This is a genomic window from Bradyrhizobium sp. Leo114, assembly GCF_055229415.2.
On the sequence record NZ_JBUYEN020000007.1, the window covers coordinates 254,152 to 281,007 of the forward strand.

Here is a 26,856-nt window from a genome sequence, read left to right on the forward strand (position 1 = left end):
GGTTCTCCCTCATGTACGCATATGACGAACTCGATCGCACGCTCCTTCACGAACGTGTCGAAGAATTCCGCGACCAGGTGAAGCGCCGGCTTTCCGGCGAACTCACCGAGGACGAATTCAAGATTCTGCGATTGCAGAACGGCGTGTACCTGCAGCTTCACGCCTATATGTTCCGCGTCGCGATCCCCTATGGCACGCTGTCAACAAAGCAATTGCGCGCGCTTGCCCATGTCGCGCGCCGCTACGACCGCGGCTACGGACATTTCACGACGCGGCAGAACATCCAGTTCAACTGGATCAAGCTCGCCGAGCTGCCGGACGCGCTCGCCGATCTTGCCGAGGTCGGCATCCACGCCATGCAGACCTCCGGCAACAACATGCGCAACGTCACCTCCGACCAGTGGGCGGGCGTTGCGCCCGGCGAGGTCGAGGATCCCCGCATCTGGTCGGAGCTGCTGCGGCAGCACACGACGTTGCATCCGGAATTCTCGTTCCTGCCGCGCAAGTTCAAGATCGCGATCACCGCGTCCGAACACGATCGCGCCGCGATCAAGATCCACGACATCGGCCTGCGGCTGCACAAGAACGCCGATGGCGAGACCGGCTTCGAGGTGCTGGTCGGCGGCGGGCTCGGCCGCACGCCGTTCATCGCCAAGACCATCAAGCCGTTCGTGCACGGCCGCGACATCCTGAGCTATGTCGAGGCGATCCTGCGCGTCTACAACCAGTACGGCCGCCGCGACAACATCTACAAGGCGCGCATCAAGATCCTCGTGCACGAGCTAGGCATCGAGAAGTTCGGCAAGGAAGTCGAGGAAGAGTGGCAGCAATTGCGCGACAGCGCGCTGACGCTCGATGATGGTGCGATCGAGGAAGTGCGCTCGCGCTTTTCCTATCCGGCCTACGAGAAGCTGCCGCACATGCCCGACGAGTTGAAGCAGGCGGCGCATGATCCGCTGTTCGAGCGCTGGCGCAAGAACTCGGTGTTTCCGCACAAGGTGCAGGGCTATTCGATCGTGACGCTGTCGCTGAAGCCGGTCGGCGGCCCGCCCGGCGACGCCACCGCCGAACAGATGGATGTGATCGCCGATCTCGCCGACCGCTATTCCTTCGGCGAGATCCGCGTCGGCCATGAGCAGAACCTGGCACTGCCGCATGTCGCCAAGCGCGATCTGCCGGCGCTGTGGAAGGCGCTCGACAAGGCCGGGCTCGCGACGCCGAACGTGAACCTGGTCTCCGACATCATCGCCTGCCCAGGGCTCGACTACTGCTCTCTGGCGAATGCGCGCTCGATCCCGATCGCGCAGGAATTGACGCGGCGTTTTGCCAATCACGACACCGCAGGCCTGATCGGCCGGCTGCACATCAATATCTCCGGCTGCATCAACGCCTGCGGCCATCACCATGTCGGCCATATCGGCATCCTCGGTGTCGAGAAGAACGGCGAGGAATTTTATCAGATCACGATCGGCGGCCGCGCCGACGAGGGCGCCGCGCTCGGTACGCTGATCGGCCCTTCGGTGCCCTATGGCGAGGTCGCCGACGTGGTCGAGGACATCGTCGAGGCCTATCTGGCGCTGCGCTATTCCCCCGATGAACTCTTCATCGACACGGTCAAGCGGCTCGGCGTCGAACCTTTCAAGGAGCGGGTCTATGCCACTCGTTAAGAACGGAAAAATCGCAACCGACATCTACGCCCATGTCGCCGACGGCGCCGAGATCCCGGCTGATGGCGCAATCCTGGTGCCGGCGGCGCGCTTCCTTGACGATCCCGAGGCGCTGCTGCGCCGGCCCGGCAAGGTCGGCGTGGTCTGGCCGAACAACCGCGATCTCGACGAGCTCGTGCCCTATCTCGACCGGCTCGCCGCGGTCGCGCTGGTATTTCCGTCGTTCCGCGACGGCCGCGCCTATAGCCAGGCGCGGCTGCTTCGTGAGCGCTATCGCTTCCAGGGCGAATTGCGCGCCACCGGCCAGGTGCTGCGCGACCAGTTCGTGTTCATGCTGCGCGCCGGCTTCGATGCGCTCGACGTGAAGAAGGAAAAGGATGCGGATGCCTTCGCGGAGACGGTGAAACGCTACACCGTATTCTACCAGCCGACCGGCGACGGCCGCACCACCGCGCTGAGCCGCCGCACGCAATTGCGTCATTCCGAAAGCGCCAGCCCATGAACGCGCTGGCGCCAGAGATGTCGATCGAGGCGCTGTCGGCGCTGCCGTCGGTACAGGAGCTCAATCGCGTCCTGCGCGCGGCGACGCCGTTCGAGGTCATCGAGTCCGCGCTGAAGACGGTCGGCCGCGAGCGCCTTGCGCTGGTCTCGTCCTTCGGCACGGAATCGGCGGCGCTGCTCAAGGTGATGGCCGATGTCGATCCGGCCATCCCCGTGATCTTTCTCGATACCGGGTGGCTGTTCGCGGAAACGCTCACCTATCGCGACACGCTGATCGACACGCTTGGTCTGACCGATGTTCGCTCGATCAAGCCGCTCGAGGAGACGCTTCACCGCGAAGATCCCGAGCGCGATCTCTGGTTCTCCGATCCCGACGCCTGCTGCCGCATCCGCAAGGTCGAGCCGCTGACGCGCTCGCTGGCGCCGTTCGCCGCCTGGCTCAACGGGCGCAAGCGCTTTCAGGGCGGCGCCCGCGCCGACATCCCCGTGGTCGAGAAAGACGGCGTGCGCCTGAAATTCAATCCCTTCGCCAACGCGACACGCGAAGAGATCGAGGCGATCTACCGCGACGGCAAGCTGCCGCCGCATCCGCTGATTGCCTCCGGATATATGTCGGTCGGCTGCATGCCCTGCACCAGCCGCACCGCGCCCGATGAGGATGCGCGCGCCGGCCGCTGGCGTGGTCGTGCCAAGACAGAATGCGGCATTCATACGATGAAGACTTCTTAGGACAATGACGCTGCCACGCCGCGAACAATGAAATGCGGTTCCGTTGACTAAAGCGCTCTTCGCCGTGAGTTATGTTCCACGTGCTCCGGTGTTGCTTCATCCGATTTGAATGGAGATAGAGATGGTCCGTCGTATCCTGCCGCTCGTCGCGGGTTTGCTGTGGGCGGGTTCGGCTTTCGCCGCCGATTACTCGCTGCTCAACGTGTCCTACGATCCGACGCGTGAGCTCTATGCTGATTTCAACAAGGCGTTTGTCGCGGCCTATCAGAAGGAGACCGGCAAGAGCGTCGAGATCAAGCAGTCGCATGGCGGCTCCGGCTCGCAGGCGCGCGCCGTGATCGACGGCCTGCAGGCCGACGTGGTCACGCTCGCGCTCGCCTACGACGTCGACGCGGTCGCGGCCAAAGGCCTGATCGCGCCGGACTGGCAGAAGCGTCTGCCGCAGAATGCCGCACCCTACACCTCGACCATCGTGTTCCTGGTGCGCAAGGGCAATCCCAAAGGCATCAAGGATTGGGACGATCTGATCAAGCCAGGCGTTGCCGTCATCACGCCGAACCCGAAGACCTCGGGCGGCGCTCGCTGGAATTATCTCGCCGCCTGGGGCTATGCACAGAAGAAGTTCGGCTCGGCCGACAAGGCCAAGAAGTTCGTCGGCGACCTCTATCAGAACGTCCCGGTGCTCGACACCGGCGCGCGTGGTTCGACCGTCACCTTCGTCGAGCGCGGCGTCGGCGACGTGCTGCTTGCCTGGGAAAACGAGGCGTTTCTGGCGCAGCGCGAGTTCGGCAAGGACAAGTTCGAGATCGTCTCGCCGCCGCTGTCGATCCTCGCCGAGCCGCCACTCGCGGTCGTCGATGCGATCGCGGACAAGAAGGGCACCAAGGCGGTTGCCGAGGCCTATCTGAAGTATTGGTATACCAGGGAAGGCCAGGAAATCGCCGCGCGTAATTCTTACCGTCCGCGCGATCCGGAGATTGCCAAGGAATACGAGAAATCCTTCGCCAAGGTTGAACTTTTCACCATCGACGACGTTTTCGGTGGTTGGACCAAGGCGCAGAAGGAGCACTTCGCCGAGGGCGGCATCTTCGACCAGATCTACAAGAATTGATCTGGCCGGGCCCGTGGGGGCAGAAGCAGGGGGATAGGTGAGCACAGCGGTTGCACGGCGCAGCACTTTGCCGGGGTTCGGTCTCACCATGGGACTGACCCTGACATGGCTCTCCGTTATCGTCCTGATTCCGCTCGCCGGTCTCTTTCTCAAGACGTTTGAGCTGAGCTTCGATCAGTTCTGGGGCATCGTCACCAGCCGCCGCACCCTGAGCGCGCTGAAGATCTCGTTTGGGCTTTCGTTTGCCGCGGCTTGCGTCAATCTGGTGATGGGCACGGTCATCGTCTGGGCGCTGGTGCGCTACCGCTTTCCGGGACGGCGGCTGTTCGATGCGATCGTCGATATCCCCTTCGCGCTGCCGACCGCGGTTGCCGGCGTCGCGCTGACCCAGCTGTTTGCACAGAAGGGCTGGTTGGGGGCGCCGCTTGCCGAACTGGGCATCAAGGTCGCGTTCACGCCGATCGGCATTTTCGTTGCCATGGTCTTCATCGGCATTCCCTTCGTGGTGCGGACGGTGCAGCCGGTGCTGATCGATCTCGATCCGGAGATCGAGGAGGCCGCGGCAAGCCTCGGCGCCAACCGCTGGCACACGGTGTTTCGCGTGATCCTGCCGAGCCTGATCCCGGCGCTCTTGACCGGCTTTGCGCTCGCCTTTGCCCGCGCCGTCGGCGAATATGGCTCGGTCATCTTCATCGCCGGCAATCTGCCGAATGTTTCCGAGATCGCGCCATTGTTGATCGTGATCCGGCTCTCCGAATTCCGTTATGCGGATGCCACCGCAATCGCGGTGGTCATGCTGCTGGCTTCATTCATCATCATCTTCGCGGTCAATCGCCTGCAGCGCTGGGCGCAGACCCGCATTCCCACTCACTAGAGGGCCGGATCGATGTCGCTGCAATCGAACCTGGCTTCCTCCACCACGCAGTTGCGGGCCTATGCCCCGAAGGCCGACCTCAATGTCGCCTCGCCGCCGTCGCAGCGGGAGAAGGCGCGCCCGCACACGGCGGCCTCGAAGCGGGATCTGCGCACCGAGCCCCGGCCGATCCGCTTCCTGATCGTCGGGCTGGCGCTGCTCTTCCTCACCGTATTCGTGGTGCTGCCGCTGGTCGTGGTGTTCGCGTCGGCGTTTTCGCGCGGCATCTCGGCCTATTTCGCGGCGCTCAGCGAGCCGGAGGCGCTCTCGGCGATCCAGTTGACGCTTCTGATCGCGGCGATCTCCGTCAGCCTCAACCTGATCTTCGGCGTGATCGCGGCCTGGGCGATCTCGAAATTCGATTTCGCCGGCAAGACTTTTCTGATCACGCTGATCGACCTGCCGTTCTCGGTCAGTCCCGTGATCTCGGGCCTGGTCTTCGTGCTCTTGTTCGGTGCACAGGGTTTCTTCGGGACCTGGCTGCAGGCGCACAACATCCACATCCTGTTCGCGGTACCCGGCATTGCGCTCGCCACCATCTTCGTGACCTTCCCCTTCGTCGCGCGCGCGCTGATTCCATTGATGCAGGAGCAGGGCACGCAGGAGGAGGAAGCCGCGATCTCGCTGGGCGCGTCAGGATTGCAGACCTTCTTCCGCGTCACCTTGCCCAACATCAAATGGGGCCTGCTCTACGGCGTCCTGCTGTGTAACGCGCGCGCGATGGGCGAGTTCGGCGCGGTGTCGGTGGTCTCGGGCCATATCCGGGGCGAGACCAACACCATGCCGCTGCTGGTCGAAATCCTTTATAATGAATATCAGTTCGTGGCGTCGTTCGCGATCGCGTCGCTGCTTGCGATGCTGGCGTTGATCACGCTGGTCGTGAAGACGATCCTCGAACGGCGTCTGGACGAAGGGCAGATTGTCAGTGACGATTGAAGTCAAGAATATCGTAAAGAAGTTCGGCGATTTCGCAGCGCTCGACACTGTCAGCCTGAAGGTCGGCGACGGCGAGCTGTTGGCGCTGCTCGGGCCATCGGGCTCCGGCAAGACCACGCTGCTGCGGATCATTGCCGGCCTCGACTGGCCCGAGGCGGGCGAAGTCACGATCGACGGCGAGGATGCGCTGGGCCGCGGCGCCAGCGAGCGCCATGTCGGCTTCGTGTTCCAGCACTATGCGCTGTTCCGTCACATGACGGTGTTCGAGAACGTCGCCTTTGGCCTCCGCGTGCAGCCGCGCGCGATCCGCAAGGACGAGAAGGCGATCCGCGCCCGCGTCAAGGAGCTGCTCGATCTGGTGCAGCTCGACTGGCTGTCGGATCGCTATCCAAGCCAGCTATCCGGTGGCCAGCGCCAGCGCATCGCGCTCGCCCGTGCGCTCGCGATCGAGCCGCGCATCCTGTTGCTCGACGAGCCCTTCGGCGCGCTCGATGCCAAGGTGCGCAAGGAGCTCAGGCAATGGCTGCGCTCGCTGCATCAGGAGATCCACGTCACCTCGATCTTCGTCACCCATGACCAGGAAGAGGCGCTCGAGGTCGCCAACCGCGTGGTCGTCATGGACAAAGGCCGCATCGAGCAGATCGGCACCCCTGGCGAGGTTTATGACAATCCGGCGACGGCCTTCGTCCACGGCTTCATCGGCGAATCCATCGTGCTGCCGGTCGATGTCAGCGACGGCGCGGTCCGGCTCGGCGGCAGGCCGCTCAACATCGCCGCCAATGGTGCGGCGCCCGGCGCCTCCAAATTGTTCGTGCGCCGCCATGACATGCAGATCGGCCCGGCGGGAGGCGGATCGCTGGAAGGGGCGGTGCGCCACGTCCGCTCCTTCGGCCCGATCCAGCGTGCCGAGGTCGCACTTGCCGACAGTGAAGGCAAGACCGTGATCGAGATCGATGCGCCGCGCGATCGGGAACTGCAGGCCGGCGAAATCATCTCGCTGGAACCCCGACGCTACCGTATTTTCGCGGCTCACGAATAGCTGCCGTAGCCCGGGTGAAGCGGAGCGCAACCCGGGATTCGCATCCACGCGCGAAAAGGCCCCGGATTACGCTTCGCTCCATCCGGGCTACAGGATCTCGCGGACCGCCATCGCCGCGGCAAAAAAACGCCCCCCGTTCACCATTCAGCCACGGTTGGTATGCAACAACGGCGGACCAACCTTGGGGGAATCCTTTCAGTGAAACGGACGACCGTCGCCCTCTTTGGGCTTCTGGTGCTGGGCGGCTGCGCGGCAGACACTCCACTTCCGGAACAGCCGGCCATGTATGTCAACATGGCTGCACCCGGCGCCGTCCTGGACACCCAGGCCGCCGCGACCATGATCTCGCAATATCGCCAGAACAACGGCCTCGGCGCCGTGGTGGTGGACCCTGCGCTCGTCAAGCTCGCCGAGCAGCAGTCGCAGGCCATGGCGGCGCGCAACAAGATGGACCATGACGTGAAGGCCCCGCTCGGCAAACGGCTGGAAGGCTCCGGCTATCCGGCGACGGTCGCGGTCGAAAACGTGTCCGCCGGCTATCATACGCTGGCGGAAGCGTTTTCCGGCTGGCGCGATTCGCCGCCACACAAGGCCAATATGCTCAAGGGCGGTGTCACAAAATTGGGCATTGCCGCGAGCTATGCGCCGAACACCAAGTACAAGGTGTTCTGGACGCTCATTCTCGCGTCAACCTAACTCTGCGTGATCGTCACGCCAGATCAGGCCGATTGACGCGGTCGCGAACTGCGGCCACGGTGGGCGCCATTATACACCACTGATTGACGGTCACGATGGATACTTCAGATCCTCCGCCCGCCACGACGCCCGCGCAGGCGCAGCGCGTATTGGTCCTGCAGGGCGGCGGCGCCCTTGGCTCATATCAGGCCGGAGCATTTCAGGCGCTCTGTCGCGCCGGCTTCGAGCCTGACTGGGTTGCCGGAATCTCGATCGGCGCCGTCAATGCCGCGATCATCGCCGGCAACGAGCCGGACAAGCAGGTGCCGCGCTTAAAGGAATTCTGGGAGATGGTGTCGCGTCCGGTATCCTGGAATCCGATAGCGCCCGGCGACCGCGCCCGCACTTTGTTCAACGAGACCAGCGCCGCCATCATCGCGACATTCGGCGTGCCGGGCTTCTTTGCGCCGCGGATTCCGCCAGCGCCGTTCTGGCCCATGGGCAGCTCGCAGTCGCAAAGCTATTACGACACTGCGCCCCTGAAGAAGACGCTGGAGCGGCTTGTCGATTTCGACCGCATCAACGACCTCAAGACCCGCCTTTCGGTCGGCGCCGTCGGCGTGACCTCCGGCAATTTCAGGTATTTCGACAATTACGAGTTCAAGAAGCTCGGCAAGAAGATCGGCCCAGAGCACATCATGGCCTCCGGCGCGCTGCCGCCGGGCTTTCCGGCGGTCCTGATCGAAGGCGAGCATTATTGGGATGGCGGTATCGCCTCCAACACCCCGCTCGACTTCGTGCTTGATGAGGAGACCCGCCGCGATCTCCTGATCTTCCAGGTCGATCTGTTCAGCGCCCGCGGACCGTTGCCGAATTCGCTATTGGAGGCGGCCGAGCGTGAAAAGGACATCCGCTTTTCCAGCCGCACGCGGATGAACACCGACAAGAACAGGCAGATCCACAATGCGCGCATGGCGGTGCGTGATCTCATCGGCAAGCTGCCGGATTATCTGAAGAACGATCCCTCCGTTGAATTGCTGCGGCAGGCCTCCAAGGAGAACACCGTCACGGTGGTGCACCTGATCTACCGCAGCAAGAACTACGAGACCTCGTCGAAGGATTACGACTTCTCCCATGTCGCCATGGTCGAGCATTGGGAGGCGGGCGTCCGCGACGTTCATTTGTCGATGCGTCACAAAGAATGGCTAGAACGGCCGCAGTCCGGGGAGACCATGGTGACCTACGATCTCACGGGGGACGTCGATCCGTTCCCCGCAAAGAAGGAGTGAAGCAGATATGGCTACGTTGACAGGCAAGACCGCTGTCGTGACCGGCTCGACCAGCGGCATCGGATTGGCGATTGCGCGTAAATTCGCCAGCGCGGGGGCCAATGTCGTCATCAACGGCATGGGCGTGCCGGCCGATATCGAGCGCGAGCGCTCCGGCATCGAGACCGATTTCAAGGTCAAGGCCGCCTATTCGCCGGCCGACATGACGAAGCCCGCCGAGATCGCCGAAATGATCGCGCTCGGCGAAAAGACCTTCGGCTCGGTCGACATCCTCGTCAACAATGCCGGCATCCAGTTCGTCTCTCCGATCGAGGAATTTCCGATCGAGAAGTGGGATGCGATTATCGCGATCAACCTGTCGTCGGCGTTTCATGGCATCCGCGCCGCGGTGCCGGGGATGAAGAAGCGCGGCTGGGGCCGCATCATCAACACCGCCTCCGCGCATTCGCTGGTCGCCTCGCCCTTCAAGTCGGCCTATGTCTCGGCCAAGCACGGCATCGCGGGCCTCACCAAGACGGTGGCACTCGAGCTTGCGACCTTCAAGATCACCTGCAACTGCATCAGCCCCGGCTATGTCTGGACGCCGCTGGTCGAGCACCAGATTCCGGAGACCATGAAGGCGCGCAATATGACCAAGGAGCAGGTCATCAAGGACGTGCTGCTCGAGGCCCAGCCGACCAAGGAATTCGTCACCGCCGACCAGGTCGGCGCGCTCGCATTGTTCCTCTGCAGCGACGACGCCGCGCAGATCACCGGCTCCAACTACTCCATCGATGGCGGCTGGACCGCGGAGTAGGGCGCTTTGGTTCGGCGCGTACCTGTATGCCCCGCGATGACGGGGCATACAGTATCCGGCGGCCTCTCGGCTCAAGCACAACCGCCTCTGGAATACTGGATCGTCAGGTCAAGCCGGACGATGACAGCGGAGAGCTGTTTGAAATTTGAATCAGAACCCATCCCCGCGTCATTGCGAGCAGCTGGCCGTCTAGAGCATTTTCGGTTCTGATGGAATCAGAATCGGAGCTCTAGATTCTAGTTTTGACGCGTTTTCTTCGCGCGAACCGATGTCCACTTCGCTCGAAAACGCGCTAACCCGCGCCGACGGCTTTCTTGCGCCAGGCGAGATGGACGGCGCAGGTGCAACCGGGTGGGTGTGAGGTGACGTCGTTGGCGGGCGTGGCGACCGGTGCGGGCGCGGGCGTTGGCTGCTTCGCGTTCTGCGAGGGGATGTAGTTCAGCACGGGCGCGAGCCAGCGTTCGATCTCACCGACCGCCATGTCCTTGCGCGCGGCATAGTCCTCGACTTGGTCGCGCTCGATCTTGCCGACGCCGAAATAGAAGCTTTCGGGATGGCTGAAATAGAGGCCGGAGACCGAGGAGCCCGGCCACATCGCAAAGCTCTCCGTCAGCTTCACGCCGGCCGTGTTCTCGGCGTCAAGCAGCGCGAACAGCGTCGCCTTCTCGGTGTGGTCGGGCTGCGCGGGATAGCCGGGCGCCGGGCGGATGCCCTGATATTTCTCCAGGATCAACTCGTCCGACGAGAACGCCTCGTCGGGCGCGTAGCCCCAGAACTCCTTGCGCACGCGCTGGTGCATGCGCTCGGCGAAAGCTTCGGCGAGGCGATCGGCCAGCGCCTTGCACAGGATCGAGGAATAATCGTCATTGGCGTTCTTGAAGCGGTCGGCGACCGCGTCCTCGCCGATACCCGCGGTGACGACGAAGCCGCCGATATAGTCAGGTACGCCCGACGATATTGGCGCGATGAAGTCCGACAGCGCGGCGTTGAAGCGGCCTTCGCGCTTCTCGAGCTGCTGGCGAAGCGTGTGGAAGGTCGCGATCTTCTTCTTGCGCGTCTCGTCGGCATAGACGGCGATGTCGTCGCCTTCGGCATTGGCGGGCCAGAAGCCGATGGTGGCGCGCGCCGTGAACCATTTCTCCGCGATGATGCGCTCAAGCATCTTCTGCGCATCATCATAGAGCGAGCGCGCGACCTCGCCGACCTTCGGATCGTCGAGGATGGCCGGGAAGCGCCCGGTCAATTCCCAGGTCTGGAAGAACGGCGTCCAGTCGATGTATCTTGCCAGTTCCGCCAGATCGTAGGCATCGAAGCTCTTGATGCCGAAGAAGGCCGGCTGCTTCGGCGGCGTCTTGGCGAAATCGATCTTGACGCCATTGGCGCGGGCATCCGCAAGCTTCAGCCGTTTCTTGTCCTGCTGCGCTCGGAAATGTGCCGCGGAGATCTTTGCGTATTCGGCGCGGATATCGGCGGCATAGGCCTCGCGCTTCTCGGGCGAGAGCAGCGAGGAGGCGACGCCGACCGCGCGGCTGGCGTCATTGACGTGGACGACTGGTCCGCCCGGATAGTTCGGATCGATCTTCACGGCGGTATGGACGCGGCTGGTGGTGGCGCCGCCGATCAGGAGCGGCAGGTTCAGGCCCTCGCGCTCCAGCTCGCCGGCGAGAAAGCTCATCTCGTCGAGCGAGGGCGTGATCAGGCCGGAGAGGCCGATGATGTCAGCGCCTTCGGCCTTTGCCGTCTCGATGATCTTTGCCGCCGGCACCATCACGCCGAGGTCGATGACCTCGAAATTGTTACATTGCAGCACGATGCCGACGATGTTCTTGCCGATGTCGTGGACGTCGCCCTTCACGGTGGCGAGCACGATCTTGCCAGCGGCATTGCGGCCGTCGCCGGCCACGCCATTAGCGAGGTTGCGGGCCTTCTCCTCCTCCATGAATGGCATCAGATAAGCGACCGCCTGCTTCATCACGCGCGCGGACTTCACCACCTGCGGCAGGAACATCTTGCCGTCGCCGAAGAGATCGCCGACCACGTTCATGCCGGCCATCAAGGGACCCTCGATGACGTCGAGCGGACGGGAAGATGCCTGTCGGGCCTCCTCGGTATCCTGCTCGATGAATTCGGTGATGCCGTGCACCAGTGCGTGGCTGAGCCGCTTCTCGACCGGCCATTCGCGCCAGGCGAGATCGGCTTCCTTGCTCTGCCTCTCCTTGCCGCGGAATTTTTCGGCGAGCGCCAGCAGTCGCTCGGAAGCGCCGGGATCGCGGTTGAGGATGACGTCCTCGCACACCTGCCGCAGTTCGGGATCGATGTCGTCATAGACGATCATCTGCCCGGCATTGACGATGCCCATGTCCATGCCGGCCTTGATGGCGTGATACAGGAACACCGAATGCATCGCCTCGCGCACCGGCTCGTTGCCGCGGAACGAGAACGAGAGATTGGAGACGCCGCCGGAAATATGCGCGCCGGGCAGGTTCTGGCGGATCCAGCGCGTGGCCTCGATGAAATCGACGCCGTAATTGTTGTGCTCCTCGATCCCGGTCGCGATCGCAAAGATGTTGGGATCGAAGATGATGTCCTCGGCCGGGAAATCGAGCCGGTTCACCAGGATATTGTAAGCGCGCTTGCAGATCTCGGTTTTGCGGGCGAACGTGTCGGCTTGTCCCGTCTCGTCGAACGCCATCACCACGACGGCTGCGCCATGACGCTTGGCGATCGTGGCCTCGTGGATGAACTTCTCCTCGCCCTCCTTCATCGAGATCGAGTTCACCACCGGCTTGCCCTGGATGCATTTCAGGCCAGCCTCGATCACGGCGAATTTCGAGGAATCGACCATAACAGGCACGCGGGCGATGTCGGGCTCGGCGGCGACGAGGTTGAGGAACGTCACCATCGCCTTCTCGGAATCGAGCAGGCCCTCGTCCATGTTGACGTCGATGATCTGCGCGCCATTCTCGACCTGGTCACGCGCCACCTGCAGCGCGGCCGTGTAGTCGCCCGCGGTGATCAGCTTGCGGAAGCGCGCCGATCCCGTCACGTTGGTGCGTTCGCCGATGTTCACGAAAGGAATGGCGTCGGTCAGCGCGAACGGCTCGAGGCCTGACAGCCGGAGACGCGGCGCGATCTCAGGAACAATGCGCGGCTTGTGCGGCGCAACCGCCGCGGCAATCGCGGCGATATGGTCCGGCGTGGTGCCGCAGCAGCCGCCGACGATGTTGACGAGGCCTGCTGCTGCGAACTCGCCGATCAGCCGCGCCATATAGTCCGGCGTCTCGTCGTACTGCCCGAATTCGTTGGGCAGGCCGGCGTTCGGATAGGCGCAGACGAGCGTATCGGCGACGCGGCCGATGTCTGCGATGTGGCTGCGCAGGTCCTCCGCGCCGAGCGCGCAGTTGAAGCCGATCGTGATCGGCTTGGCATGCCGCACCGAATTCCAGAACGCCTCCGGCAATTGCCCCGAAAGCAGGCGGCCGGACTTGTCGGTGATGGTGCCCGAGATCATCACGGGCACGTCGATGCCGCGCTCTTCCGTAATCTCGGAGATCGCATACAGCGCGGCCTTGGCATTGAGCGTGTCGAAGATGGTTTCGACCAGGAGAAGATCGGCGCCGCCGTCCAGCAGGCCGTTGATCTGCTCGCCATAGGCCTTGCGCAGGTCGTCGAACGTCACCGCACGGTAGCCGGGATTGGAGACGTCCGGCGAGATCGAGGCGGTGCGGTTGGTGGGCCCCAGGGCGCCTGCGACGAAGCGCGGCCTGCCGTCCTCGGCACTGACCTTCTCGGCGGCGGCGCGCGCGAGCCTTGCGCCCTCGCGGTTGAGCTCATAGGCGAGATCCGACATGTCGTAGTCGGCTTGCGCGATCGAGGTCGAGGAGAAGGTGTTGGTCGCGACGATGTCGGCGCCGGCGCGCAGATAGGCGGCGTGGATGTCCTCGATCGCCTGCGCTTGCGTCAGGATCAGGACGTCGTTGTTGCCCCTGATGTCGCGGTGGAAATCCTTGAAGCGCTCGCCACGGAAGGCGGCCTCGTCGAATTGCAGGCCCTGGATCATGGTGCCCATGGCGCCGTCAAGCACGAGGATGCGCTCGCGCGCGGCGGCGATGAGGGCGGTACGCTTGGGAGAGACGGGTACGGTCATTTGATCAGGCAGCTTTCTTCAAGCAGCTTTTTTCAAGCGGCTTTCTTGGCGCCGTTCGGACGGATGCCGAGCAGATGGCTGATCGCGAACACGAGATCGGCGCGGTTCATGGTGTAGAAATGGAAGGTGTCGACGCCGTGTTTTGCGAGCTTCTGCACCTGGCCGGCGGCAACCGTAGCCGCCACCAGTTTGCGGGTCTCGGCATCATCATCGAGGCCGTCGAATTTCGCGGCGAACCAGTCCGGCACCGTGGTGCCGGCGCGGGTGACGAAATTGCGGGCCTGCTTGAAATTGTGCATCGGCATGATGCCCGGCACGATCGGGATCTCGATGCCGCGGGCCCGCACCCGGTCGAGGTAGCGGAAGTAGAGATCGTTGTCGAAGAACACCTGGGTGATGGCGCGCGTGGCGCCGGCATCGACCTTGGCCTTCAGCGTGTCGATATCGGCATCGAAGTTCGCGCTCTCCGGATGTTTTTCTGGGTAGGCCGAGACCGACACCTCGATATCGGGATGACGCTTCTTGATGCCGGCGACCAGCTCCGGCGAGCTCTGGTAGCCGTCCGGATGCGTGTAATAGGGCGTGCCGATGCCGCCCGGCGGGTCGCCGCGCAGCGCCACGATGTGGCGGACGCCGACCTCGTGATAGCGGTCGACAATCTCGTCGATCTCGCCGCGGGAGGCGCTTACGCAGGTCAGATGCGCGGCCGGCAACAGGCTAGTTTCGTTCAGGATGCGCGCGATGGTCGAATGGGTGCGCTCGCGAGTCGATCCGCCGGCGCCATAGGTCACCGAGACGAAGGTGGGCGACAGCGGCGCCAGCCGGTTGATCGTGTCCCACAGGTTACGCTCCATCTCCTCGGTCTTCGGCGGGAAGAACTCGAAGGAAATGGCGGGAGTCCTGAACGGCGGGGCAGCAACCTCGGTCATGGCTCTCACAAGCTCCACGGAACAATCGGCGACAGGCTGGGCGGTCGAGCAGGTAAGATAGGGCAAAGCGGGTCGCCCAAACAGCCCATCGATAATGGGATTTTGCCCACTTTTGATGAATCTGCTAGCTCTCGATGGCAACCTAAATTCGTAATGGGCAAAACTATGAGTTTCGCGGCTTATCGCGAAAATCCGGAAATTATAGCCATATTCTGTAGTTCATGGGAAAGTCAGTTCCCTCCTCCGGTGTGGGCAAAGGTGAATTATTGCGGGTTAACGATATTTTGTCCCACTCTCGATCGGCGTCAGGTTCAAAGTGTCGCGGAGCTGATCTGCACGCGGAGGGGCTTTGTGGTTTCAATGTGTCGCCCTAGCTTGGTGCGATGATCCCGCTTTCGGTCCTGGACCTCTCGGTCGTCACCACAGCCACAAAGCCCGCCGCGGCGCTGCGCAACAGCATCGATCTGGCGCGCCACGTCGATGGGCTCGGCTATATCAGGTACTGGCTCGCCGAGCACCACAACCTTGCCTCCGTCGCGAGCCCCGCGCCGGATCTGATGATTGGGCAGATCGCTGCCGTCACCAGGAACATCCGCGTCGGTTCCGGCGGCGTGATGTTGCCCAACCACGCGCCGCTGGTGGTCGCCGAGCGCTTCAAGATGCTGGAGGCGCTGTTCCCCGGTCGCATCGATCTGGGCCTCGGGCGGGCGCCCGGCACCGACGGCGCCACCGCCTATGCGCTGCGGAGCCGGCTCGACCGCCGCGAGGGCGACGATTTCCTGGAGCGGCTGCATGAATTGACGCTGTGGGAGACGCGGGATTTCCCGCCCGGCCATCCCTTCAACAATGTGGTGGCGATGCCCGACGATTCGCCGCTGCCGCCGATCTGGCTGCTCGGCTCCAGCGGCTATTCGTCCGAACTCGCCGCGCAGGTCGGCATGGGCTTCGGCTTCGCGCATCATTTCGCGACCCATGACGCGGTCGATGCGATGACAAACTACCGCGCGCATTTCAAGCCGTCGCCCTGGCGCCAGACGCCATATGCGATCCTCGCAGTGGCGGCGGTGGCGGCCGAGACCGATGAAGAGGCGGAAAAGCTGGCGCTGTCGATGGACCTCAACCGCCTGCGCCGGGACCGCGGCCAGTATCTGCCGCTGCCGAGCGTCGAGGAGGCGCTGGCCTATCCCTATACGGACGCCGAGCGCGCTTCCATCCCGCGGAACCGCGCGCGTTTCTTCGTCGGCAGCCCGGCGACGGTGATGGCAAAATTGCAGCCGCTGATCGCGGCCACCGAGGCGGATGAGCTGATGATCATCACCGCGGTGTTCGATCACGAGGCGCGGAAGAAGTCATACAGCCTGCTGGCGGACGCGTTCGGGCGTGGGAAGAAGGAGGCCGCCTGACCTTACACGCCGTCATTCCGGGGCACGCGAAGCGTGAACCCGGAATCCATCGGGAGGCTCACACAAGCGGAGAAATGGATTCCGGGCTCGATGCTGGCGCATCGCCCCGGAATGACAGGCCCCTTAGTCCGCTTTTTCGCTGAAGGTCGCGCGGAAGGGGTGGGCGGGATAGACGCCCACGATGCGGAATTCGCGGGAGAAGAATTTCAGCTCTTCCAGCGCAAAAGCCAGTCCGCGGTCGTAGGGATGGCCGTCGACGTCGGCATAAAATTGCGTCGCGAAGAAATTGCCGTCGACCATGTAGCTTTCGAGCTTGGTCATGTTGACGCCGTTGGTGGCAAAGCCGCCGAGCGCCTTGTAGAGCGCGGCGGGTAAATTGCGCACCCGGAAAACAAATGTGGTGACTAGGGGGCCTGAATCCTGCTCGGCCCATTTGGCTTCGCGTGCCAGCACCACGAAGCGGGTGGTGTTGTGGGCTTCGTCCTCAATGTCCTCGGCGAGGATATCAAGGCCGTAAATGTCGGCGGCAAGGCGCGAGGCGATGGCGGCGACGCTCTTGTCGCCGCGTTCGGAGATGTCGCGCGCGCTGCCTGCGGTATCGCCGGCGACGATCGGCCTGACGCCGAGCTTGCGGATGATGCGCCGGCACTGGCCAAGCGCGTGCACATGGCTCTCCACGCTCCTGATGTCGCCGAGCTTCGCCCCCTTCACCGCCATCAACTGATGCCGGACCGGCAGGAACCATTCGCCGACGATGAACAGGCCCGAGGCCGGCAACAGATGGTGGATGTCGGCGACGCGGCCGGCAACCGAGTTCTCGATCGGAATCATGCCGAGATCGGCCTCGCCGGAGGAAATCGCCGACAGCGCGTCCTCGAAGGTCGCGCACGGCATCGGCTCGGCGTCGGGATAGGCCTCGACGATCGCGATGTGGGAATTGGCTCCGGACTCGCCCTGAAAGGCGATTTTCAGCTTCTTGGTCATGGCGGGGGTTTTAGCAGCGGTTCAGGTTTTCGCCAGTATGCGCCGGGCGGTTTCGAGGTCGGCCGGGGTGTCGACGCCGCGCGGCACGGTGTCGACAATGGTGACGTCGATCCGCATCCCGGCCTCCAGCGCGCGGAGCTGCTCGAGTTTCTCCTGCTGTTCCAGGGGCGAGGGCGGCAGCCGCACGAAGCGCCCCAGCGCGGCGCGGCGATAGGCGTAGAGACCGATATGGTGGTAGCGCGGCCCGTCGCCGAATGGCGCGGTGGCGCGAGTGAAATAGAGCGCGCGGAGCCGCCCTGCCGTGATCGGCGAGCCGACCGCCTTCACCACGTTCGGATTGAGGCTTTCCTCTTCGGTGTGGATCTCGGAGGCGAGGGTGGCGATATCGACTGCGCCGTCGTCGAGCGGCGGCAGCACGGCGCGGATCGTGTCGGGCGTGATGGTCGGGAAATCGCCCTGCAGATTGACCACGATGGCGGCTTGGCCTTGCGGATCGAGCGTGGTCGCGGCCTCAAAAATGCGGTCGGAGCCGGAGGGGTGATCGGCCCGGGTCATCACCACCTCGCCGCCGGCCAATTTGACGGCCGCGGCGATCTCCGGCGTATCGGTCGCAACTGCGACCCGGCCGATGTTAGCCTCGATCGCCCGGCGCAATACGTGGACAATCATCGGCTGGCCGGCAATGTCGAGGAGCGGCTTGCCCGGCAGCCTCGTGGCCGCCATGCGGGCGGGAATCAGCACCAAAATCCGCGAGTCAGCCATCGTATCGAAACCCTGCCGGAGGCAGGAAACAGGGTGGGGACGGGACGAAAGTCGGCGCGTTTATACGGGTTGCCAGAGCGCAGGCAAACCGATATCTCCACTCTGCTCGGGGGAGGCGCGACGAGGGCTGATTCCGAGGCTCACCCCCGCGGCCGTTCGGCCCGCCTGAAGTCGACATTTTCGGCCTGGAGCCTGATCCGAAATGGACTCCTTCGAACTCAACAAGATTCTGGGTGCGATTCTCGGCACCTGCCTCATTATCCTGGTGACGAGCTTTGCCGCGCAGGCGGTGTTCACGCCCAAGCCGCTGGAGAAGCCCGGTTTCGAGATCGCCGTGAAAGAGGAGAGCAAGGGCGGACCGGCGGAAGCCGCCGCACCGTCCGAGCCGATCGAGAAACTGCTGCAGACCGCTTCTGTGGAAAAGGGCGCCGCGGCCGCCAAGAAGTGCGCGGCCTGCCATACCTTCGAGAAGGGCGGTCCGAACCGGGTCGGTCCGAATCTCTTTGGCATCGTCGGCGAGCCGAGGGGCGAGGGACGCGGGTTCAACTTCTCGGCCGCGATGAAGGCCAAGGGGGGCACCTGGACCTTCGACGACCTCAACAAGTTCCTCACCAACCCGAAGGGTTTCATCCCGGGCACCGCGATGGGTTTCGCCGGTATTCCGAAGGACAGCGAGCGCGCAGACGTGATCGCCTACCTGAACTCGCTGTCGGATCACCCCCAGCCGCTGCCGACCGCGCAGAAATAGCATTTCCCTCATGGATTCAATCGGAACGGCCAGGCATTGCCTGGCCGTTTCCGTATGGGTCGCATCTTTGTCAGCGGGACGTTTCGCCGCAGACGTGATGGCCCCCAGGCTTCCAAGATGAGGAAAAAGCAACATAATCCGCCGAAACCTTGCCCTATATTACGCACTTAGTGCGTAACCCCGGTTCACGACAGGAAGCTCCCTTTGGCCATTACCCGACGACACCTTCTGCAGACCGGCGCGGTGGCCGCGCTGACCCCCATCATGGGCGTGGCAGCCGGCATCCCGGTGATGTCGAGCGCGCAGGCGGACCCGGGAGGCAGCGAGCCAGCGTGGCGCCACGCGCTGTCGCTGTTCGGCGATATCAAATATCCGGCCGGCTTCCAGCGTTTCGACTACGTCAATCCGGATGCACCGAAAGGCGGCGTCGCGCGGATTATCTCGCTCGGCACATTCGACAACTTCAACGTCGCGGTGATGGGCGTGAAAGGTTCGATCGCACCGGCCGCGATCATGATCTATGAGACGCTGATGTCGCGCTCGCAGGACGAGATCGCGACCGAATACGGCCTGCTCGCCGAAAGCGCGGCCCATCCCGACGACTACAGCTGGGTGATCTACCGGCTGCGCAAGGAGGCACGCTGGCACGACGGCAAGCCGGTGACGCCGGAAGACGTCATCTTCTCGCTCGAGACGTTGAAGAAGCAAAGCCCGTTCTATTCGTCCTACTACCGGCACGTGGTAAAGGCCGAAAAGAGCGGCGAGCGCGACATCAAATTCACCTTCGACACTCCCGGCAATCGCGAACTGCCGCACATTGTCGGCGAACTGCTGGTGCTGCCGAAGCATTACTGGGAAGGCACGGACAGCCAGGGCCGCAAGCGCGATATTTCCGCGACCACGTTGGAGAAGCCGCTCGGTTCGGGCGCTTACCGGATCGCCGATTTCGTCGCCGGCCGTTCCGTCCGGCTCGAGCGCGTGAAGGACTATTGGGGCGCCAAGTTGCCGGTCCAGGTCGGCCAGAACAATTTCGACGAGCTGCGTTTCGAATTCTTCCGCGACAACGTCGTCGCGCTCGAAGCTTTCAAGGCCGACCAGGCGGACTGGATCACCGAGAACTCGGCGAAGCAGTGGGCGACCGCGTACGACTTCCCGGCCGTAACCGAGAAGCGCGTCGTCAAGCAGGAATTTCCGATCAACGATTCCGGTCGCATGCAGGGCTTCGTGCTCAACCTGCGCCGCGATCAATTCAAGGACGCCCGCCTCCGGCGCGCATTCAACTTTGCGTTCGATTTCGAGGAGATGAACAAGCAGCTCTTCTATGGTCAGTACAAGCGCATCAACAGCTATTTCGAGGGTACGGAATTGGCTTCGTCCGGCTTGCCGCAGGGGCAGGAGCTCGAACTCCTCGAGACCGTGCGTGACAAGGTGCCGCCGGAAGTCTTCACGACGCCGTACACGAACCCTGTCGGTGGCAATCCCGAAGCGGTGCGCGCCAATTTGCGCGAGGCGACCAGGCTGTTGAAGGAAGCCGGCTTCGAGGTGCGCGAGCGCAAGCTGGTCGATCCGTCGGGCAAGCCGGTGAGCGTGGAGATCCTGGTGCAGGATCCTTCCTCGGAGCGGATCGCGCTGTTCTTCAAGCCGTCGCTGGAACGCATCGGCGTCACGACCTCGATCCGCGTCGTCGACGACGTGCAGTACGAGAACCGCATCCGCAGTTTCGATTTCGACATCATCACCGACCTCTGGGGCCAGTCGCTCTCGCCCGGCAATGAGCAGCGCGAATTCTGGGGGTCGCAGGCCGCGGATCAGCAGGGATCCAAGAATACCATCGGCATCAAGAACCCGGCAGTGGATGCGTTGATCGAGAAGGTCATCTTCGCCAAGGACCGGGCTAGCCTCGTCGCCGCGACCAAGGCGCTGGACCGGGTGCTGCTCTGGAATTTCTACGTGGTGCCGCAGTTCGGCTATCCCTACGCGCGCTATGCGCTCTGGGATCGCTTCGGCCATGCGGAACTGCCGAAATACGCGCGCTCCGGCCTGCCCTCGTTGTGGTGGTACGACGCGGAGAGGGCGAACCGGATCGGCAAACGGTCTTGAGGGATTTTTCGCGCATGGCGCTATTCACCCGTCGGCACGCGCTCGGCTTCGGTATCGGTGCGCTATGCGCGACGCGGCTTCGTCCGGCAGCCGCCGATAACGGCGTCGACATGCACGGCATGTCGGCGTTCGGCGACTTGAAATATCCCGCCGACTTCCACCATTTCGACTATGTCAACGTGAATGCCCCCAAGGGCGGCACGTTCTCGCTGATCCCGTCGGTCCGCGCCTACAATCAGTCCTATTTCACGTTCAATTCGCTCAACGCCTACATCCTCAAGGGGGAGGGCGCGCAGGGCATGGACATGACGTTCGCGACGTTGATGGGGCGCGCCAACGACGAGCCCGATGCGATGTATGGGTTCGCGGCGAAGTCGGTGCGGATTTCGCCCGACAAGCTCACCTATACTTTCACGATGCGGCCCGAGGCGCGGTTTCACGACGGCTCGAAGCTGACGGCGCAGGACGTCGCCTTCTCGCTGAACACGCTGAAGGAGAAGGGTCACCCGATGATCCTGGTTCAGCTCCGCGACTTCATCAAGGCCGAGGCGCCCGACGATGCCACCGTCGTCGTCAGCTTCGCGCCGAAGCGCGCGCGCGATGTGCCGCTCTATGTTGCGAGCCTGCCGATCTTCTCGAAGGCCTACTATGCCAACCGGCCGTTCGAGGAATCGACGCTCGATACGCCCCTCGGCTCGGGGCCGTACAAGGTTGGCCGCTTCGAGGTCAACCGCTTCATCGAATATGACCGCGTCAAGGACTGGTGGGCTGCCGATCTTCCGGTCTGCCGCGGCAGCTTCAATTTCGATACCGTCCGCTACGAGTTCTATCGCGACCGCGACGTCGCCTTCGAAGGCTTCACGGGCAAGAACTATCTCTACCGCGAGGAGCTCACCGCGCGCATCTGGGCAACGCGCTATGATTTTCCTGCGATCAAGGACGGCCGCGTCAAGCGCGAGCTGTTGCCGGACGAGACGCCGTCGGGCGCGCAGGGCTGGTTCATCAACATGCGCCGCGACAAGTTCAAAGATCCGCGCGTCCGCGAGGCGCTGATCTATGCCTTCGATTTCGAGTGGACCAACAAGACCATCATGTACGGCGCCTATGCGCGCACCCATTCGCCATTCCAGAATTCGGACATGATGGTGTCCGGCCCGCCGTCGCCGGAAGAGCTGGCGTTGCTGGAGCCGTTCCGCGGGCAGGTGCCGGACGAGGTGTTTGGCATGCCCTTCGTGCCGCCGGTGTCTGATGGTTCGGGGCAGGACAGGGCGCTATTGCGCAAGGCGGCGCAACTGCTGAGCGACGCCGGCTGTGTCGTCAAGGACGGCAAGCGGTTGCTGCCGAACGGTGAGCCCTTCACCATCGAATTCCTCAATGACGAAGCCTCGATCCAGCCACATCACGGGCCCTACATCAAGAACCTTGGCGTGCTCGGCATCGACGCCACCTTCCGGCTGATCGATGCCGTGCAGTATCGCGCGCGGCTGGAGGATTTCGATTTCGACATGACCATCCAGCGCTTCTCGATGTCGGCGACCCCGGGCGATGTCATGCGGGCGTTCTTTTCGTCGCAGGCTGCCAGCACCAAAGGCTCCTATAACCTCGCAGGCATTTCCAGCCCTGTGATCGATGCGCTGGTCGAGAAGATCATCGCCGCCGAGACCAGGGCGGAACTGACCACCGCCTGCCGCGCCTTCGACCGCGTGTTCCGTGCCGGGCGCTATTGGGTGCCGCAGTGGTACGCCAACACGCACAAGGTGGCCTATTGGGATCTGTTCGCCCATCCGCCGAAGCCGGCGCGCTATGCACAAGGCGTGGGAGCGCCGGATAACTGGTGGGCCGACCCGGCCAAGGCCGGTAACGCCGAACAGCCGAAGTAAGACATGAGCGCCTATATCGCCCGCCGCATTCTCCTGATGGTGCCGACGCTGCTCGGCATCCTCTTCGTGTCTTTCGTGGTCGTGCAGTTCGCGCCGGGCGGACCGGTCGAGCGTGTGCTGGCCCAGCTCTCCGGCGCCGATACCGGCGGCTCCTCGCGAGTCTCGGGGTCTTCCGGCGGTGATTTTGCCGCGCGTGCGCCGGGCGGCGCCTCGGCGGATGCGGTGAGTTCGAAGTACCGCGGTGCGCAGGGCCTCGATCCGGCCTTCATCAAGAATCTCGAAAAGCAGTTCGGCTTCGACAAGCCGGCGCCCGAGCGCTTCCTGCTGATGGTGTGGAACTTCGCCCGCTTCGATTTCGGCAAGAGCTATTTCCGCGACGTCAGCGTGATCCAGCTGATCAAGGAGAAGCTGCCGGTGTCGATGTCGCTCGGCATCTGGATGACGCTGCTGACCTACCTGATCTCGATCCCGCTCGGGATCCGTAAGGCCGTGCATGACGGCTCGCGGTTCGACACCTGGACCTCGGCGGTGGTCATCATCGGTTTTGCGATTCCCGGCTTCCTGTTCGCGATCCTGCTGATCATCCTGTTCGCCGGCGGCTCGTTCTTCAACCTGTTCCCGCTGCGCGGGCTGACCTCGGACGGCTGGTCGCAGTTCCCCTGGTACTGGAAAATCATCGACTATTTCTGGCACATCACGCTGCCCTTGATCTCGATGGCGCTGGGGGCGTTTGCCACCATGACGCTGCTGACCAAGAACTCGTTCCTGGATGAGATCCGCAAGCAATATGTCATGACCGCGCGCGCCAAGGGCTGCAGTGAGCGGCAGGTGCTGTACGGCCACATCTTCCGTAATGCGATGCTGATCGTGATCGCGGGTTTTCCGAGCGCGTTCATCCACGCCTTCTTCTCCGGCTCGCTTTTGATCGAGACCATCTTCTCGCTCGACGGGCTCGGCCTGCTCGGCTTCGAGAGCGTGCTGAACCGCGACTATCCTGTCGTGTTCGGCACGCTGTTCATCTTTTCGCTGGTCGGTCTGGTCGTGAACCTGATCTCCGATCTCGCTTACATGTGGATCGATCCAAGGATCGATTTCGAGGCGAGGGAAGTCTGATGACGATGCTTGCGCCCCAGCCGGTCGAGACCACGACGCAGTCGCCGCTCGGCGAAGCCGTGCCGCCGAGCCGCCATCCCTTCGAGCCGTCGCCGCTTAACAAGCGCCGCTGGCAGAACTTCAAGGCCAACCGCCGAGGCTACTGGTCGTTCTGGATCTTCCTCGCGCTGTTCGTGATCTCGCTGTTCGCCAATTTCATCGCCAATGATCGCCCGCTGATGGTCCGCTATGACGGTCGGCTCTATTGGCCGGTGCTCTTCAATTATGCGGAGACGACGTTCGGCGGCGATTTCGAGACCACGGCGGATTACCGCGATCCCTATTTGCAGAAGCAGATCGCGGCCAAGGGCGGCACCATCATCTGGCCGCCAATCCGCTATTCCTACGACACCCACAATCTCGATCTGCCGACGCCGGCGCCGTCGAAGCCGACCTGGCTCCTGACCGAAGCGCAGTGCAAGGAGGTGGTCGAGAGGAAGCAGCTCAGCGGCTGCCGCGACCTTGAATACAACTGGCTTGGCACCGACGACCAGGGCCGCGACGTGGTGGCACGCCTGATCTATGGTTTCCGGATTTCGGTGCTGTTCGGCCTGACGCTGACCATCCTGTCCTCGATCATCGGCGTCGCCGCCGGCGGCGTGCAGGGCTATTTCGGCGGCTGGATCGATCTGACGTTCCAGCGCCTGATCGAGGTCTGGACCGCGATCCCCTCGCTCTATCTGCTGCTGATCATCTCGGCGGTGCTGCCACCGGGCTTCTTCATCCTGCTCGGCATTCTCCTGTTGTTCTCCTGGGTGTCGCTGGTCGGCCTGGTGCGCGCGGAATTTTTGCGCGGGCGCAATTTCGAGTACATCCAGGCGGCGCGCGCGCTCGGCGTCTCCAATGCGGTGATCATGTTCCGCCACCTGTTGCCGAACGCGATGGTGGCGACCATGACCTTCCTGCCGTTCATCGTCTCGTCCTCGGTGATGACGCTGACCGCGCTGGACTTCTTAGGATTTGGCTTGCCGCCGGGCTCGCCTTCGCTCGGTGAATTGCTGGCGCAAGGCAAGGCCAATGTGCAGGCGCCGTGGCTCGGCTTCACCGGCTTCTTCTCGGTCGCGATCATGCTCTCGCTGCTGATCTTCATCGGCGAGGCCGCGCGTGACGCCTTCGACCCGCGCAAGACGTTCAGGTAGAGGGCCGCATCATGGACGCCATCAACCAGCCGCTGCTCGATGTCCGCGACCTCTCGGTCGCCTTCGGCCCGTCGATCGCGGTCGACCATGTTTCGTTCTCGATCAAGCGCGGCGAATGCGTCGCGCTGGTCGGCGAATCCGGCTCGGGCAAATCCGTCAGCGCATTGTCGGTCCTGAGGCTGTTACCCTATCCGGCCGCGTCCCATCCTTCCGGCAGCGTCCGGTTCAAGGGGCGCGACCTTCTTACCGCCTCGGAGCGCGAGATGCGCGAGATGCGCGGCAACGACATCTCGATCATCTTCCAGGAGCCGATGACCTCGCTCAATCCGCTGCACACCATCGAGTCGCAGATCGGCGAGATCCTGTCGCTGCACAGCGGTGTGCGCGGCGCGGCGGCGCGGGCGCGCACCATCGAGCTCCTGACGCAGGTCGGCATTCCCGAGCCGGAGACGCGGCTGCAGAGCTATCCGCATCAGCTCTCCGGCGGCCAGCGCCAGCGCGTGATGATCGCGATGGCGCTCGCCAACGAGCCCGACCTTCTGATCGCGGACGAGCCGACGACGGCGCTCGACGTCACCGTGCAGGCGCAGATCCTGGCGCTGCTGGCCGAAATCCGCACCCGGCTCGGCATGAGCATGCTGTTCATCACCCATGATCTCGGCATCGTCCGCCGGATCGCCGATACCGTCTGCGTCATGAATGGCGGCAAGATCGTCGAGCATGGTCCGGTCGAGCAGGTCTTCACCGCGCCGAAGCATCCTTACACCCGCGATCTCCTCGCCGCGGAGCCGAAGCCCGATCCGGCGCCGCCGCGCCCGGACCAGCCGGTGGTGATGTCGGCGGATAATCTGAAGGTCTGGTTCCCGATCAAGCGCGGATTGCTGCGCTCGACTGTCGGTCATATCAAGGCGGTCGACGGCGTCAGCATCGCCGTGCGCAAGGGCGAGACGCTCGGCGTGGTCGGCGAATCCGGCTCCGGCAAGACCACGCTCGGGCTCGCGCTGCTGCGATTGATCTCCTCCGACGGGCCGATCGTATTCTTGGGTAGCAACATCCAGGGCCTGCGCTTCAAGCAGATGCGGCCGTTCCGCCGCGACATGCAGATCGTGTTCCAGGATCCGTTCGGCGCGCTGAGCCCGCGCATGTCGGTCGGCGACATCGTGGCCGAAGGGTTGACCGTTCATCAGCGCCAGTTGTCGGCCGAGGAGCGCGAGGCGCGGGTGATCAAGGCACTGACGGATGTCGGCCTCAAGCCGGATTGGCGCTTCCGCTATCCGCATGAATTTTCCGGCGGCCAGCGCCAGCGCATCTCGATCGCGCGCGCGGTGGTGCTGGAGCCGAATTTCGTGGTGCTCGACGAGCCGACCAGCGCGCTCGACATGCTGTTCCAGGCGCAGATGGTCGACCTCTTGCGCGAATTGCAGCGCAAGCGCGACCTCACCTACATGTTCATCTCGCACGATCTGCGCGTGGTGGCGTCGCTCGCCAGCCATCTGATCGTGATGAAATCCGGCAAGGTCGAGGAGGAGGGCCCGGCCTCCGAACTGTTCAAGAACCCGAAGAGCAACTACACCCGCGCCCTCTTCGCCGCCGCCTTCCGCCTGGAGACGGCAGGCAATGGTGCCGTGGCAACGTAACTCCATGCTGGCCTGTCTCGAGTCGCGTTGAGGGAGCCGCGGGCTCGGTTCACCTCTCCCCAGCGGGGAGAGGTCGATTTGCGCAAGCAAATCGGGTGAGGGGGGCAGGTCCCTCGAGAGAGCGGAGCGCCCCACCCCGCCGGGCCCGCCCCCCCCACCCCAATCGGGCTGTGAAGGATGGCCAGCCGTACTCGCATAAACCGGGTGCCCCCGGGGGGCCGTGTCGCAGCTCTCGCCGGGGTCGGGGGGGGCCCCCCCCGCGACGAGGGAAAAGCCCAGGTGAGGGAGACACGCGCGGGCGGGCCCCCCGGGTGGGGCG

Annotated in this window: 21 protein-coding genes; 17 read left to right on the plus strand and 4 right to left on the minus strand. The window is 63.6% G+C overall.

All coding sequences use genetic code 11. The features are described 5' to 3' along the window. The first annotated feature begins 11 nt into the window (after window positions 1–11). The 10 genes from ACZIRK_RS11285 (at window position 12) to ACZIRK_RS11330 (ending at window position 9,656) form a co-directional block, all read left to right on the plus strand. A complete protein-coding gene (locus ACZIRK_RS11285) occupies window positions 12–1,667 on the plus strand; it encodes a nitrite/sulfite reductase (protein ID WP_028165076.1) in 1,656 nt (551 codons plus the stop codon). Further along, window positions 1,654–2,169 (plus strand): DUF934 domain-containing protein, encoded by a 516-nt coding sequence (locus tag ACZIRK_RS11290; RefSeq protein WP_130228905.1) that lies wholly within the window; start codon window positions 1,654–1,656, stop codon window positions 2,167–2,169. Before ACZIRK_RS11285 ends, ACZIRK_RS11290 begins: the two co-directional genes overlap by 14 nt. After that, window positions 2,166–2,897 (plus strand): phosphoadenylyl-sulfate reductase, encoded by a 732-nt coding sequence (locus ACZIRK_RS11295; protein WP_130228904.1) that lies wholly within the window; start codon window positions 2,166–2,168, stop codon window positions 2,895–2,897. Before ACZIRK_RS11290 ends, ACZIRK_RS11295 begins: the two co-directional genes overlap by 4 nt. A gap of 109 nt (window positions 2,898–3,006) precedes the next feature. Beyond that, window positions 3,007–4,008, plus strand: coding sequence for a sulfate ABC transporter substrate-binding protein (locus ACZIRK_RS11300; RefSeq protein ID WP_130228903.1), 1,002 nt, complete (start codon window positions 3,007–3,009; stop codon window positions 4,006–4,008). 67 nt (window positions 4,009–4,075) lie between these two features. Next, a complete protein-coding gene (gene cysT, locus ACZIRK_RS11305; protein ID WP_165435475.1) occupies window positions 4,076–4,882 on the plus strand; it encodes a sulfate ABC transporter permease subunit CysT in 807 nt (268 codons plus the stop codon). A 12-nt stretch (window positions 4,883–4,894) separates the two neighbouring features. Beyond that, on the plus strand, window positions 4,895–5,857 hold the full coding sequence (cysW, locus tag ACZIRK_RS11310; RefSeq protein WP_130228901.1) for a sulfate ABC transporter permease subunit CysW: 963 nt from the start codon (window positions 4,895–4,897) through the stop codon (window positions 5,855–5,857). Next, window positions 5,847–6,896 carry a sulfate/molybdate ABC transporter ATP-binding protein gene (locus tag ACZIRK_RS11315; protein ID WP_130228900.1) on the plus strand — a complete coding sequence of 350 codons (1,050 nt, stop codon included), beginning with the start codon at window positions 5,847–5,849 and terminating at the stop codon, window positions 6,894–6,896. The genes cysW and ACZIRK_RS11315 overlap by 11 nt, the downstream gene beginning before the upstream one ends. A 198-nt stretch (window positions 6,897–7,094) precedes the next feature. Then, window positions 7,095–7,592 (plus strand): CAP domain-containing protein, encoded by a 498-nt coding sequence (locus ACZIRK_RS11320; protein WP_130228899.1) that lies wholly within the window; start codon window positions 7,095–7,097, stop codon window positions 7,590–7,592. A gap of 95 nt (window positions 7,593–7,687) precedes the next feature. Further along, on the plus strand, window positions 7,688–8,860 hold the full coding sequence (locus ACZIRK_RS11325) for a DUF3734 domain-containing protein (protein ID WP_028165083.1): 1,173 nt from the start codon (window positions 7,688–7,690) through the stop codon (window positions 8,858–8,860). A gap of 7 nt (window positions 8,861–8,867) precedes the next feature. Then, the gene (locus ACZIRK_RS11330) at window positions 8,868–9,656 is read left to right on the plus strand and encodes a 3-hydroxybutyrate dehydrogenase (RefSeq protein ID WP_130228898.1); all 789 of its coding nucleotides are present in this window, start codon (window positions 8,868–8,870) and stop codon (window positions 9,654–9,656) included. Between the two features lie 292 nt (window positions 9,657–9,948). Here ACZIRK_RS11330 and metH read toward each other — a convergent pair whose 3' ends face one another. Together metH and metF are read right to left on the minus strand one after the other, a co-directional pair. Next, window positions 9,949–13,803: a methionine synthase gene (metH, locus tag ACZIRK_RS11335; protein ID WP_130228500.1), complete on the minus strand. Its 3,855-nt coding sequence runs from the start codon at window positions 13,801–13,803 to the stop codon at window positions 9,949–9,951. A 32-nt stretch (window positions 13,804–13,835) separates the two neighbouring features. After that, the gene (metF, locus tag ACZIRK_RS11340) at window positions 13,836–14,732 is read right to left on the minus strand and encodes a methylenetetrahydrofolate reductase [NAD(P)H] (protein ID WP_130228501.1); all 897 of its coding nucleotides are present in this window, start codon (window positions 14,730–14,732) and stop codon (window positions 13,836–13,838) included. Between the two features lie 383 nt (window positions 14,733–15,115). On the opposite strand from metF, the gene ACZIRK_RS11345 reads away from it, so the two are divergent. After that, a complete protein-coding gene (locus ACZIRK_RS11345) occupies window positions 15,116–16,135 on the plus strand; it encodes an LLM class flavin-dependent oxidoreductase (RefSeq protein WP_130228502.1) in 1,020 nt (339 codons plus the stop codon). 123 nt (window positions 16,136–16,258) lie between these two features. On the opposite strand, the gene ACZIRK_RS11350 is transcribed toward ACZIRK_RS11345, so the two are convergent. Together ACZIRK_RS11350 and ACZIRK_RS11355 are read right to left on the minus strand one after the other, a co-directional pair. Then, window positions 16,259–17,119: a prephenate dehydratase gene (locus ACZIRK_RS11350; RefSeq protein ID WP_130228503.1), complete on the minus strand. Its 861-nt coding sequence runs from the start codon at window positions 17,117–17,119 to the stop codon at window positions 16,259–16,261. Window positions 17,120–17,140: 21 nt separating this feature from the next. After that, window positions 17,141–17,881, minus strand: coding sequence for a 3-deoxy-manno-octulosonate cytidylyltransferase (locus ACZIRK_RS11355; RefSeq protein ID WP_130228504.1), 741 nt, complete (start codon window positions 17,879–17,881; stop codon window positions 17,141–17,143). A 202-nt stretch (window positions 17,882–18,083) separates the two neighbouring features. On the opposite strand from ACZIRK_RS11355, the gene ACZIRK_RS11360 reads away from it, so the two are divergent. The 6 genes from ACZIRK_RS11360 (at window position 18,084) to ACZIRK_RS11385 (ending at window position 26,537) form a co-directional block, all read left to right on the plus strand. Then, window positions 18,084–18,629 (plus strand): c-type cytochrome, encoded by a 546-nt coding sequence (locus tag ACZIRK_RS11360; RefSeq protein ID WP_130228505.1) that lies wholly within the window; start codon window positions 18,084–18,086, stop codon window positions 18,627–18,629. 204 nt (window positions 18,630–18,833) lie between these two features. Beyond that, the gene (locus ACZIRK_RS11365) at window positions 18,834–20,729 is read left to right on the plus strand and encodes an extracellular solute-binding protein (protein WP_130228506.1); all 1,896 of its coding nucleotides are present in this window, start codon (window positions 18,834–18,836) and stop codon (window positions 20,727–20,729) included. 14 nt (window positions 20,730–20,743) lie between these two features. After that, entirely contained in the window at window positions 20,744–22,609 is a 1,866-nt protein-coding gene (locus ACZIRK_RS11370) for an extracellular solute-binding protein (RefSeq protein WP_165435428.1), read from the plus strand. Window positions 22,610–22,612: 3 nt separating this feature from the next. Continuing rightward, the gene (locus ACZIRK_RS11375; RefSeq protein WP_130228508.1) at window positions 22,613–23,722 is read left to right on the plus strand and encodes a microcin C ABC transporter permease YejB; all 1,110 of its coding nucleotides are present in this window, start codon (window positions 22,613–22,615) and stop codon (window positions 23,720–23,722) included. Further along, the gene (locus ACZIRK_RS11380; protein WP_130228509.1) at window positions 23,722–24,900 is read left to right on the plus strand and encodes an ABC transporter permease; all 1,179 of its coding nucleotides are present in this window, start codon (window positions 23,722–23,724) and stop codon (window positions 24,898–24,900) included. Before ACZIRK_RS11375 ends, ACZIRK_RS11380 begins: the two co-directional genes overlap by 1 nt. An 11-nt stretch (window positions 24,901–24,911) precedes the next feature. Then, on the plus strand, window positions 24,912–26,537 hold the full coding sequence (locus ACZIRK_RS11385) for an ABC transporter ATP-binding protein (protein WP_130228510.1): 1,626 nt from the start codon (window positions 24,912–24,914) through the stop codon (window positions 26,535–26,537). Window positions 26,538–26,856: the final 319 nt, after the last annotated feature.